The organism is Streptomyces sp. NPDC048254 (genome assembly GCF_043201895.1).
Classification (GTDB): domain Bacteria; phylum Actinomycetota; class Actinomycetes; order Streptomycetales; family Streptomycetaceae; genus Streptomyces.
Genome location: NZ_JBICZJ010000007.1, coordinates 496073 through 507134, shown reverse-complemented (window position 1 = coordinate 507134; position 11062 = coordinate 496073). Strand labels below are relative to the sequence as shown.

The window sequence follows — 11062 nt, the reverse complement described above, 5'->3', positions numbered from 1 at the left end:
AATCCCCACCGAAGTGGTTCATCGTTCGACTTGCATGTGTTAAGCACGCCGCCAGCGTTCGTCCTGAGCCAGGATCAAACTCTCCGTGAATGTTTACTCGGCCAGAAAATAATCCAGCCGGTGCACACCACGAGAGCGGAACCACCGGAGGAATAATCCGATGGTTCACAGCATCCTCGCTGTGTTTTTCTTCAAAGGAACCTCGCCCCAACCGGAAACCGGCCGGAGACGGGGTATCAACATATCTGGCGTTGACTTTTGGCACGCTGTTGAGTTCTCAAGGAACGGTCGCTTCCTTTGTACTCACCCTCTCGGGCTTTCCTCCGGGCTTCCCTTCGGTGTTCCAAACTCTATCAGTGTTTTTCCGGCCCTCTGACCACCCTCCCGCAGACATGCGGAAGATGATCCCGAGTTAGGATCTGACAAATTTGGGTGCTGCTAAGCGAGGACGCTTTAGCGCGCCGCTCGGCCTCAAGCAGGAGTACGACTGTACACGGAGCCTCGGAGCCCGTGCAAATCGATTAGGCTGGTGGTCTAGACCACTAGCTGGTAGCTTCCATGCGGAACCGCCACTTCATATGACATACGCTGCTGCTCAGTGCCGTCCGGAACAGGCATGACGGCCCGTAAGCAGCTCCATCTCCGGGAGGCTTCCCATGACCACCGTGACGTCCCCGCTGGCAGGACGTGCCATCGGACTGGCCGCTGTGCCGGATCCGGTCTTCTCCGGGGCCATGGTCGGCCCGGGCACAGCGATCGACCCCGCGCGTGAGCCTTCCGAAGTCGTGGCACCCGTGGACGGCGTCATCGTCTCCCTTCACCCGCATGCCTTCGTCGTCGTCGACGAGAGCGGCCACGGCGTGCTCACCCACCTCGGTATCGACACGGTGCAGCTCAACGGCGAGGGCTTCGAACTCCTCGTCAACAAGGGCGACACCGTGACCCGGGGCCAGGGCATCATCCGCTGGAACCCGGCCGAGGTCGAGGCCGCCGGCAAGTCCCCGGTGTGCCCTGTCGTGGCCCTGGAGGCCACGGCCGACTCCCTTTCCGACGTCCGTGACGACGGTGACGTGAAGGCCGGCGACAGCCTCTTCGTCTGGAACTGACGACCCCGCCGCCGTCCCGTCGTATGACGGAGAGGGGCGGCGACCACGACAACCATCGCGGCGGCGGGACCCGCCGCACTATCGGAGACGGGTGAGATGGAGACAACGCTGCGAGGCGTCGGCGTGAGCCACGGTGTGGCGATCGGCGAGGTTCGGCACATGGGAACGGCGGTGCTGGAGCCGCCTGCCAAGCAGATTCCGGCGGAAGAGGCGGAGCGGGAGCCGGGGCGTGCCCGGCAGGCCGTGGAAGCCGTGGCCGCCGACCTGATGGCGCGTGGCAACCTGGCGGGCGGTGAGGCCCAGGCGGTGCTCGAGGCGCAGGCCATGATGGCCCAGGACCCGGAGCTGATGGCCGACGTGGAGCGGCGGATCGCCGTCGGCAGCACCGCCGAGCGTGCCGTGTACGACGCGTTCGCCGCGTACCGCGAACTGCTGGCCGGCGCGGGCGAGTACCTGGCCGGCCGGGTGGCCGACCTGGACGATGTGCGGAATCGTATCGTCGCCCGGCTGCTGGGGGTTCCGATGCCGGGTGTCCCGGACAGCGACGAGCCCTACGTGCTGGTCGCGCGGGATCTGGCGCCGGCGGACACCGCGCTCCTGGACCCGACTCTGGTGCTCGGTTTCGTGACCGAGGAGGGCGGGCCGACGAGTCACAGCGCGATCCTGGCCCGGGCGCTCGGTGTGCCGGCCGTGGTGGCGCTGCCGGGCGCCGGTGAACTTGTCGAGGGCACGGTGATCGCCGTCGACGGCAGCACCGGCGACATCTTCGTGAACCCGAGTGCGGAGAAGAAGGCCGAGCTGGAGGCCGCGGCCGCCGAGCGCAAGGCCGCGCTGACCGCCTCGACCGGTCCGGGTGTGACCGCCGACGGGCACAAGGTGCCGCTGCTGGCCAACGTGGGCGGACCGGCGGATGTGCCGGCGGCCGTGGCGGCCGGCGCCGAGGGTGTGGGTCTGTTCCGTACCGAGTTCCTGTTCCTGGACGACAGCAAGAACGCGCCGTCCGAGGAGAAGCAGGTCGAGGCCTACCGTCAGGTACTGGAGGCGTTCCCGGAGGGCCGGGTCGTCGTGCGGGTGCTGGACGCGGGTGCGGACAAGCCCCTGGACTTCCTGACTCCCGCGGATGAGCCCAACCCCGCGCTGGGCGTGCGCGGTCTGCGGACGCTGCTGGACCACCCCGACGTGCTGCGCACGCAGCTGACCGCGCTGGCGAAGGCGGCCGAGGGACTGCCCGTCTACCTTGAGGTCATGGCGCCCATGGTGGCGGACCGTACCGATGCCAGGGCGTTCGCGGACGCCTGCCGTGCGGCGGGGCTGCGGGCCAAGTTCGGCGCGATGGTGGAGATTCCGTCGGCCGCGCTGCGGGCGCGTTCGATCCTCCAGGAGGTCGAGTTCCTGTCGCTGGGCACGAACGACCTGGCGCAGTACACGTTCGCCGCGGACCGTCAGGTCGGTGCGGTGTCCCGGCTGCAGGACCCGTGGCAGCCCGCGCTGCTCGACCTGGTCGCGCTCTCCGCGGAGGCGGCGAAGGCCGAGGGCAAGAGCTGTGGTGTCTGCGGCGAGGCCGCGTCCGATCCACTGTTGGCGTGTGTGCTGACCGGTCTGGGTGTCACCTCCCTCTCCATGGGTGCGGCGTCGATTCCCTATGTCCGGGCGACGCTGGCCAAGTACACGCTGGCCCAGTGCGAGCGGGCCGCTTCCGCCGCGCGTGCCGCCGACAGCGCGGACGAGGCCCGCACTGCGGCTCAGGCGGTGCTGTCGGGCGAATAGCCGGGCGCGGCCCTGATCGGCTGTCCTTCCGGGGGCGCTCCACCTGCGGGTGGGGCGCCCCCGGGGCGTTTCAGTGGTGGTGGCCCGGTGTCGTCTCCTGGTCGCCCAGGTCGGGCGGTGTGCAGTAGTCGACGTCTGATTCCGGGGAGATGAGGTCGCCGGATTCGATGTCGGTGCAGTAGGCGTCGAAGACCTCGGCCGCGGTGAGCGGTGCGAGGCGGTCGCCGCGCAGTCGCCAGCCGCAGACGCGGTCGGCGGTGCCGGGGGCGCTGGTGCGCATGACGAGTCCGCCGGGGCTGCGGGTGGCGAGGCCGAGGGCGAGGACGCTCGTGAATTCGAGGGCTTCTGCTTCGTCGAGGTGGGTGGTGCCCTCGGTGTCCTGGTCGGCGTGGAGGACGGTGACGAGCGTTTCGGGTGGTCCGGAGACGCTGCACACGAGGTGCCGGTCGCCTGGCGGGGCCGCGTCGAGGATGCGGCTGAGGAGGTGGGAGGCGCGGGCGAAGGCGGCGCGCCCGATGTCCTCGCCGCAGGTGGGGCAGGGGCCGAGGCGGGCCAGGAGGGTACTGGCGTACTCCCAGGTGGCCTGGCGTACCGCTTCGTCGACGAGGACGGGGACCAGGTCGGTGAGGGGTCGGCCGTCGTAGGGGACGGTGGCGCCGGTGGCCGCGAGTTCGGCGGTGAAGCGGGTGCGGCTCGCGGGGTTGTCCGGGGCGAGTCCGGTGGCCGTGCAGAACTCGGCGTATTCCTCGGGGTCGAAGAGGGCGAGTGTGGTGTGGGTGCCTTCCGCGGCGCGGGTCCTGAGGAGGGCTTCGATCTGTTCCAGGTAGGTGGGGTGGTCGTCGAAGGTGAAGGTGCGGTAGCGCCGCATGGCGCGGAAGTCGTGTTCGTCGGTCAGCAGGCCGATGGTGCCGGCGATTTCGCGGCGCAGGACGCGTCGCATGGCCCGGTGGTCGGTGTGCGCCATGGTTCCCCCTGTGATCAGTCGATCAATGCTCACTCACAGTAACCGGCACCACTGACAATGAGGGCTGCGGAAGCCGGTCACGGACCAGGCGGTGTTGAATTCCGCAGGTCAGGGCGATGGCAGCGCCGAATGCGGTCCAGCCTAGAGGGCCGGTGGCGATGGCGGCGGTGACGGCGAGTGGGCCGATGCTGCGCTGAGCGGACTGGGCGAGTCCGTGGACTCCGAGGTAGGCGCCCAGGGCGGTGTCGGGGGCCAGGGCGACGGAGAGTTCCCAGGAGATGGTGGCGTGGAGCATCTCGGCGGCGGTGAAGGCGGCGGCCGCGGCGGTGAGCAGGAGGGTTGCCGTGAGAGTGCCGCCGGTGGCGGAGAGGGACATCGTGATGCCGCCGAGAGCGAATGCGGCGGAGAGCGGGACGAGTAGCCGGCGGGCGGCTTCGCTGCTGGTGCCGAGGCGGGCCAGGGGGACTTGGAGCGCCACGACCATGACGTTGTTGAGGACGAGCAGCAGGGGTGCGAGGCCGTGGGGCACCTGGTCGCTGTGGGCGATCCACAGTGGCAGGCCGACCTTGAAGACGCCGTCGTCGAGGAAGAGGACAGTGTCGGTGGCGACGTAGGCGAGGTAGGCGCGGTCGCGCCAGGGGTTGGCCGGCTTCGCGGGTCGCGGTGTGGTCCCTGAGCCGGCCACGACCCGGGCCGGCGACGGGGGTTCGCCGCAGCGCAGGGTCAGGAGTGCGGCCGCGACGAACGAGAGGGCGTCGCCCGCCAGGAGCCAGCGGTAGGCCATGGTGCTGTCCAGCGCCAGGGCCGCCGCGGCGGCGAGGCCGCCCAGGGCCCAGCCGGCGTTGGCGACGGTGCGGTTGAGGGCCTGGTAGCGGACACGGTCGGGGCCCGCGATGCGGGTGGCGTACAGCTTCGTGAGGACGTTGGCGGCACGGTCCCCGAGGGCGCCGACGGCCGAGACCGCGAGCAGCAGGGCGTAGTCGTCCGTGGTGAGCAGGGCGAAGGAGGCAAGCGCGCGCAGGAGCTGGAGCGCGATCAGGACGCGGGTGAGGGGGAGCCGGTCGGCGATACGGCCGGCCAGCGGGGCTCCCGCGATGCCGATGGCACCCGACACGGCGGCGAGGGTGCCGACTTCGGCGAGGGAGAGGCCGGAGACCTAGGTGAAGTACAGGACCGAGACCGACGCCCACAGGCCGCTGCCGACGCGGTCGACGAGGGCGATGGCCAGCATTCTGCGTCCGTCGCGCCCGCCGGGTACACGTGGTGTCCGTGCGGTCGCACCGGGCTTCGTCGTCACTGCTCCCCCTTGCCGGAAATTATGTACTGATACATACTTGCCAACGTGGTAACACAATATGGGATCACTGGTACGACGGCCAAGGGGATTGCCGCATCCGTCGAGCGGGGCGTTGCCGAGGGCTCGTTGGCACCGGAGGCCGCGCTGCCTCCGGTACGGCGGCTCGCGGAGGATCTGGGGGTGAGTCCGGGCACGGTCGCGACGGCGTACAAGGAGCTGAGGCAGCGCGGGATCGTCGTCACGCACGGGCGGGGCGGCACCGTGGTGGCATCTGCTCCGGCGGTGGCGTCACGACGGCCGCCCAGGGTCCCCGAAGGGCTCCGGGACCTGGCCGGCGGGCATCCGGATCCCGCCCTGCTCCCCGGCCTGGTGCCGCCCTCGCGGCTCTCCCCCGGCGCCCGGTCGCACCGTTCGGCGCCCCGGCTCGCCCGGCTGGAGGAGACCGTACGCGACTGGCTGAGGCCGGACGGTGTGCCGGTGGAGCATGTGACGTTCGCGCACGGAGCGCTGGATCTGATCGGCCGGCTGCTCGCCGTGGAGCTGCGGCCCGGGGACGCCGTGGCCATGGAGGACCCCGGTTACCACCACCTGCTGGACCTCGTCCCGGCGTTGGGGCTGCGGATCGTACCGGTGGCCGTGGACGACGAGGGGATGCGTCCTGAGGCGCTGCGCACGGCGCTGCGCGCGGGCGTGCGCGCCGTGGTGTGCAGCCCCAGGGCGCAGAATCCGTACGGCGGCTGCTTCTCGGCGGCCCGTCGGGACACCCTGGCCGATGCGCTGCGGGAGGAATCCGACGTCCTGGTGATCGAGAACGATCACGCGTCCTCGGTGACCGACGCCCCGCTGCACTCGCTGGCCGCCGCGGGACTGGCGCGTTGGGTTCATGTGCGGACGGTGAGCAAGTTCCTGGGCACCGACCTGAGGTGGGCGGCCGCCGCCTGCGATCCAGTCTCGCTCGCCCGGCACGACGGGCTGCTGCTCCTGACCTCGGGATGGGTCAGTCACCTGTTGCAGGAGACGGTGCTCGGGCTGATGACGGACGCGGGCACGCGCGCGTTGGTGGCACGCGCGCGTGCGACGTACGCGCTGCGTCGCGAGGCGCTGGCCGGGGAGCTGGCCGGGCGCGGAATCGCCTCGCACGGGGTGAGCGGCATGAATCTGTGGGTGCCCGTGCGGGACGAGTCGGCCGTGGTGAACGGCCTGCGGTCGTACGGCTGGTGGGTGGCCTCGGGAGCACGGTTCCGGATGTCGGCCGGCCCGGGCGTGCGGATCTCGACCGCCGGTCTGGAGCCGGCCGACGCGGTGCGGCTGGCCTCGGACTTCGCCGCCGTGCTGGGCGAGTCCGAGGACACCTATGGCGGATGAGCGCCCCGGTCGGGACGGTCAGGCGCGTTTGCGGGCCAGGTCCTCGTAGAAGCTCAGCAGGTCGAGGTTGTCGATGGAGCCGGGGTTGACGGCCTTCTCCAGGGGCGCGCCCTGGAGGAGGCGCTTGACCGGGACCTCGATGCGCTTGCCGGTGAGGGTGTGCGGGACGCCGGGGACCTCGATGATCTCGTCGGGGACATGGCGCGGCGAGAGCTGTTCGCGGATGGCCTGCTTGACGCGGTTCAGCAGGGCCTCGTCGAGGACGGCGCCCGGGGCCAGGTGGACGAACAGGGGCATCCAGTAGCCGCCGTCGGGCTGTTCGATGCCGATGACGAGGGATTCCCTGATCTCGGGCAGGCGTTCGACGACCTCGTAGATGTCGGCCGAGCCCATCCGTACGCCCTGGCGGTTGAGCGTGGAGTCGGAGCGGCCGTGGATGATCACCGAGCCGCGGGAGGTCACGGTGATCCAGTCGCCGTGCCGCCAGACGCCGGGATACATGTCGAAGTAGCTGTCGTGGTAGCGGCTGCCGTCGGGGTCGTTCCAGAAGTGGATCGGCATCGAGGGCATGGGGTTGGTGACGACCAGTTCACCGACCTCGTCGATGACGGGGTTGCCGTTCGGGTCCCAGGCCTGGAGATCGGTCCCGAGGCCGGGTGCCTGGAGTTCGCCGGTGTAGACCGGGAGGGTGGGTACGGCGCCCGCGAAGCAGGAGCACACGTCGGTGCCGCCGCTGACGGAGGCGATCCACAGGTCGTCGCGGACCTCGTCGTGCAGCCAGCGGAAGCCGTCCGGGGGCAGTGGTGAGCCGGTGGTGGCGACGCACCGCACCTTGGACAGGTCGAAGTCGCGGGAGGGGTGCACGCCGGCCTTGCGGCAGGCCATCACATAGGCGGCGGAGGTGCCGTAGAGGGTGGCTTGGGTGCGTTCGGCGACCCGCCACTGGGCGCCGGTGTCGGGGTAGCCGGGGCTGCCGTCGTACAGGACGATCGTGGTGCCCGTGAGGAGGCCGGAGACGAGGAAGTTCCACATCATCCAGCCGGTCGAGGTGTACCAGAAGAAACGGTCCTCGGGGCCCAGGTCGCAGTGCAGGCCGAGCTGTTTGAGGTGTTCGACCAGGATGCCGCCCTGGGACTGGACGATGGCCTTGGGCAGGCCGGTGGTGCCGGAGGAGTACAGGACCCACAAGGGGTGGCCGAACGGGACCTGCTCGAACTCGGGCTCGGTGTCGGCGGAGGTCAGGGCCGACCACTCCAGGGCGCCTTCGGGGGCGGTGGTGCCGAGCAGCGGGATGTGGACGACGGCGCGCAGGGTGGGCAGTTCGCGGCGGAGTTCGGCGACGATCTCGCGGCGGTCGTGTTCCTTGCCGCCGTAGCGGTAGCCGTCGACGGTGAACAGGACGACGGGTTCGACCTGCTGGAAGCGGTCCAGGACGCTGCGGGCGCCGAAGTCGGGGGCGCAGGAGGTCCACACGGCGCCCACGGCGGCGGTGGCGAGGAGGGCGACGACGGCCTGCGGGATGTTCGGGAGGTAGCCGCTGACGCGGTCTCCCGGACGGACGCCGAGGGCGCGGAGACCGGCGGCCAGGGAGCCCACCTGGCGGCGCAGTTCGGACCAGGTGACCGGGAGCGGTTCGTGGGTCTCGTCGACATACAGGAGCGCGGGTTCGTCCGCGCGGGTGGCGGCGGCGCGCAGGGCGTGCTCGGCGTAGTTCAGCGTCGCGCCGGGGAACCATGCGGCGCCGGGCATCGCGCGGTCGCCGAGCACGCGCGCGTAGGGCGTCGAGAACCGGACGTCGAACCACTCCGTGACGGCCTTCCAGAACGTGTCCAGATGGTCGACGGACCAGCGGTGCAGTGCCGGGTACCCGCCCTCGGCGGGGGCTCCGTGGTGTTCCGCCGCCCAGGACTGGAACCTGGTGATGTGTGCCTGGGCGATCCGGTGCGGATCGGGTTGCCAGAGCGGCTGGGGGTTCGCGGTCGACATGGGGCGGCTCCCGGGCTTCTGCGCTGGTGTGCGTCGGACGCGCACGGGCTGGGGTGTGCGCGTACGCGGCTGACAGGGACGATGCCATGTGATCGACTTCTACACCAGGGTGCGCTCCACATAGTCCATGTCGTGAAGATGTGGTCCCGGCACGGGTGAACGGCAGTTGAACGGCACGCGGGTGTGGAGCGCCGAGTGGCAGGGTGAGCAGCATGGACGGTCGTGACCTGGTGCGTTCGGTGAGAGTGGTCGGTTCGAGGAAGGCGGCTCAGGGGTTGCGTACCGTACGGGCGGCGTGGCGCAGGAGGCGGATCGACGCCGCCGGGCTGCCCGCGCGGGGGGCCGAGCGTGCCCGGGTGCCGGGTGCGGTGCAGGAGGCGGTGCCCGGGCCGGGTGGCGGGGTGATCCGCTTCAGCCGGTCGGAGCTGCGGATCACGGTCGCGGTGAACGGGGCGGTCTTCTGGGGCTGGGACGGGGCCGGTCCCGAGCCGTCGTACGCGCTCGCGGGCCGCTGTCCGGAGCCGGATCCGCGGGCGGTCCTCGAACCGGACACGGACGGCGGCTGGCGGGTCGTGGCGGAGCGGGTGACGGTCAGCGTCTCGCGGCACGGCGCGGTCGAGGTGTGCACGCCCGGTGGCGTGATGCTGCGGCGGGATCTGCCACCCCGCTGGTGGGAACCCGTGGACGGGGGCCCGGCGCGCTGGGTGCAGCGGTCGGAGGTCGCCGCGGACGCCCGGTTCTTCGGTCTCGGCGGGCGGGCCTCGGGGCCGCGGCTGCGCGACGGCACGTACCGGCTGTGGAACACCGACCCCGGCCATGCCTTCGGGCCCGATGACGATCCGCTGTACATCACCATGCCGGTGCAGCTGGTGGTGGCGGACGCGGCCACGCATCTGGTGTTCCACGACACCTCGTGGGACGGCACGGTGACCCTCCGGGAGGGCGAGGAGGGCGCCGGCTCCGGCCATGACCGGACCGGGCGGTGCGAGCTGCGGATGGACGGCGGTCCGCTGCGTTGCTGGGTGATGGTGGGCACGCCCGCGCGCGTGCTGCACGCCTGGGCCTCGCTCACGGGCGCGCCCGCGCTGCCGCCGGCGTGGGCGCTGGGTCATCACCACGCGCGCTGGGGTTTCGGCAGCGAGCAGGAGGTCCGGCGGATCGTCGCCGGTTACCAGGAGCGCGGTCTGCCGTTGGACGCCGTCCATCTGGACATCGACCACTACGACGCCCATCAGGTGTTCACGGTCGACCACGAGCACTTCCCGAAGCTGCCGACGCTGGCCGATGAACTGCGGCGGGACGGGGTCCGGCTGGTGTCGATCGTGGACCCGGCGGTGAAGGCCGAGCCGGGCAACACGGTCTACGACAGCGGGACGGGGGTCGACGCCTTTGTGCGGGATCCGTCGGGGCGGTTGGTGGAGGGTGTGGTGTGGCCCGGCGAGGCGGTCTATCCCGACTTCACGCACGCGCGCGTGCGCAAGTGGTGGGGCGGGCTGTACGAGGAGCGGCTCGCGCTGGGCTTCGCCGGGTTCTGGCACGACATGAACGAGCCGACGTCCTTCACCGCGTTCGGCGAGTCCACACTGCCACGCGCGTCACGGCACGCCCTGGAGGGTCGCGGCGGTGACCACCGGGAGGCGCACAACGTCTACGCACTCTGCATGGCGCGGGCGGCCTACGAGGGGCTGCGCGAACTGGCGCCCAAGGAGCGGCCGTTCCTGTTCTCCCGCTCCGGCTGGGCCGGCCTGCAGCGTTACGGGGGTGCCTGGTCCGGTGACGTCGCGACCGGCTGGCCGGGGCTGCGCGCGTCCCTGTCGCTGGTGCTGGGGCTAGGGCTGTGCGGGGTGCCGTACTCCGGGCCGGACGTGGGCGGTTTCGACGGGAGCCCGTCGCCCGAGCTGTTTCTGCGCTGGTTCCAGCTGGGTGCCTATCTGCCGCTGTTCCGCACGCACGCGAGCATGCGGGCGGGGCGCAGGGAGCCGTGGGAGTTCGGGGTCGAGGTACTGGAGCACGCGCGCGTGGCACTCCTGGAACGGCGGCGCCTGTTGCCGTACTTCATGACGCTGGCGCATCTGGCCCGGCGGACCGGCGCACCCTATGTGCGGCCCCTGTGGTGGGGTGCGCCGGAGGACCGGGCGCTGCGCGACTGCGAGGACGCGTTCCTGTTGGGCGACGGTCTGCTGGTGGCTCCGGTGCTGGATCCGGGCGCCGACCGGCGGGCGGTGCAGCTGCCCCGGGGGCGCTGGTACGACACGCTGACGGAGCGGGCGTACGAGGGGCCGGGGCAGGTGCTCGTGGACGCTCCGCTGTCGCGGATTCCGGTGCTCGCGCGCGCGGGTGCCGTCCTTCCCGTGCGGGACGAGGACGGCGGTGTGGGGCTGGAGGTGTGGGCGCCCGCCCGGGGACGGACCGGGGGCGGGCTGTTCGTGCCGGACACGGGCGACGGCTGGGACGAGCCGGAGATCGAGCGTTACGTCGCCCGCTGGGAGGGCCGGCGGGTGGTGGTGAGACGGGAGGGGGACAACGGCGTGGGTGAACCGCCGCATCCGGTGCGCATCCGGGGGCTGGGGTGAGCCG

The 11062-nt window shown here is 71.2% G+C and carries 7 protein-coding genes, 1 rRNA gene and 1 pseudogene; 4 read left to right on the top strand and 5 right to left on the bottom strand.

Features of this window, described 5'->3' with window-relative positions; translation table 11 throughout:
- Positions 1 to 90 (bottom strand): 16S ribosomal RNA (locus ACGFZQ_RS22725); the annotation flags it as partial.
- 566 nt (positions 91 to 656) lie between these two features.
- On the opposite strand from ACGFZQ_RS22725, the gene ACGFZQ_RS22720 reads away from it, so the two are divergent.
- Both ACGFZQ_RS22720 and ptsP read left to right on the top strand, forming a co-directional pair.
- Positions 657 to 1106, top strand: coding sequence for a PTS glucose transporter subunit IIA (locus tag ACGFZQ_RS22720; protein ID WP_393841806.1), 450 nt, complete (start codon positions 657 to 659; stop codon positions 1104 to 1106).
- Between the two features lie 96 nt (positions 1107 to 1202).
- Positions 1203 to 2873: a phosphoenolpyruvate--protein phosphotransferase gene (gene ptsP, locus ACGFZQ_RS22715; protein ID WP_351735441.1), complete on the top strand. Its 1671-nt coding sequence runs from the start codon at positions 1203 to 1205 to the stop codon at positions 2871 to 2873.
- A gap of 70 nt (positions 2874 to 2943) precedes the next feature.
- Here ptsP and ACGFZQ_RS22710 read toward each other — a convergent pair whose 3' ends face one another.
- From ACGFZQ_RS22710 to ACGFZQ_RS22700, 3 genes and pseudogenes are all read right to left on the bottom strand, one after another.
- Positions 2944 to 3837 (bottom strand): hypothetical protein, encoded by an 894-nt coding sequence (locus tag ACGFZQ_RS22710; RefSeq protein ID WP_351735443.1) that lies wholly within the window; start codon positions 3835 to 3837, stop codon positions 2944 to 2946.
- Positions 3838 to 3859: 22 nt separating this feature from the next.
- Positions 3860 to 4975, bottom strand: a pseudogene (locus tag ACGFZQ_RS22705) (MFS transporter); the annotation flags it as partial.
- A gap of 18 nt (positions 4976 to 4993) precedes the next feature.
- Positions 4994 to 5134, bottom strand: coding sequence for a hypothetical protein (locus tag ACGFZQ_RS22700; RefSeq protein WP_393841805.1), 141 nt, complete (start codon positions 5132 to 5134; stop codon positions 4994 to 4996).
- Positions 5135 to 5179: 45 nt separating this feature from the next.
- Between ACGFZQ_RS22700 and ACGFZQ_RS22695 the strand changes: the two genes are divergently transcribed.
- The gene (locus tag ACGFZQ_RS22695) at positions 5180 to 6499 is read left to right on the top strand and encodes an aminotransferase class I/II-fold pyridoxal phosphate-dependent enzyme (RefSeq protein WP_393841804.1); all 1320 of its coding nucleotides are present in this window, start codon (positions 5180 to 5182) and stop codon (positions 6497 to 6499) included.
- Between the two features lie 18 nt (positions 6500 to 6517).
- On the opposite strand, the gene ACGFZQ_RS22690 is transcribed toward ACGFZQ_RS22695, so the two are convergent.
- Positions 6518 to 8485, bottom strand: a complete 1968-nt coding sequence (locus tag ACGFZQ_RS22690; protein ID WP_393841803.1) for an acetoacetate--CoA ligase — start codon at positions 8483 to 8485, stop codon at positions 6518 to 6520.
- Positions 8486 to 8697: 212 nt separating this feature from the next.
- Between ACGFZQ_RS22690 and ACGFZQ_RS22685 the strand changes: the two genes are divergently transcribed.
- Positions 8698 to 11058 (top strand): glycoside hydrolase family 31 protein, encoded by a 2361-nt coding sequence (locus ACGFZQ_RS22685; RefSeq protein WP_393841802.1) that lies wholly within the window; start codon positions 8698 to 8700, stop codon positions 11056 to 11058.
- Positions 11059 to 11062: the final 4 nt, after the last annotated feature.

Coding starts and splice junctions, on each gene's coding strand:
- ACGFZQ_RS22720 (WP_393841806.1), top strand. CDS start 657: ATGACCACCGTGACGTCCCCGCTGGCAGGACGTGCCATCGGACTGGCC.
- ptsP (WP_351735441.1), top strand. CDS start 1,203: ATGGAGACAACGCTGCGAGGCGTCGGCGTGAGCCACGGTGTGGCGATC.
- ACGFZQ_RS22710 (WP_351735443.1), bottom strand. CDS start 3,837: ATGGCGCACACCGACCACCGGGCCATGCGACGCGTCCTGCGCCGCGAA.
- ACGFZQ_RS22690 (WP_393841803.1), bottom strand. CDS start 8,485: ATGTCGACCGCGAACCCCCAGCCGCTCTGGCAACCCGATCCGCACCGG.
- ACGFZQ_RS22685 (WP_393841802.1), top strand. CDS start 8,698: ATGGACGGTCGTGACCTGGTGCGTTCGGTGAGAGTGGTCGGTTCGAGG.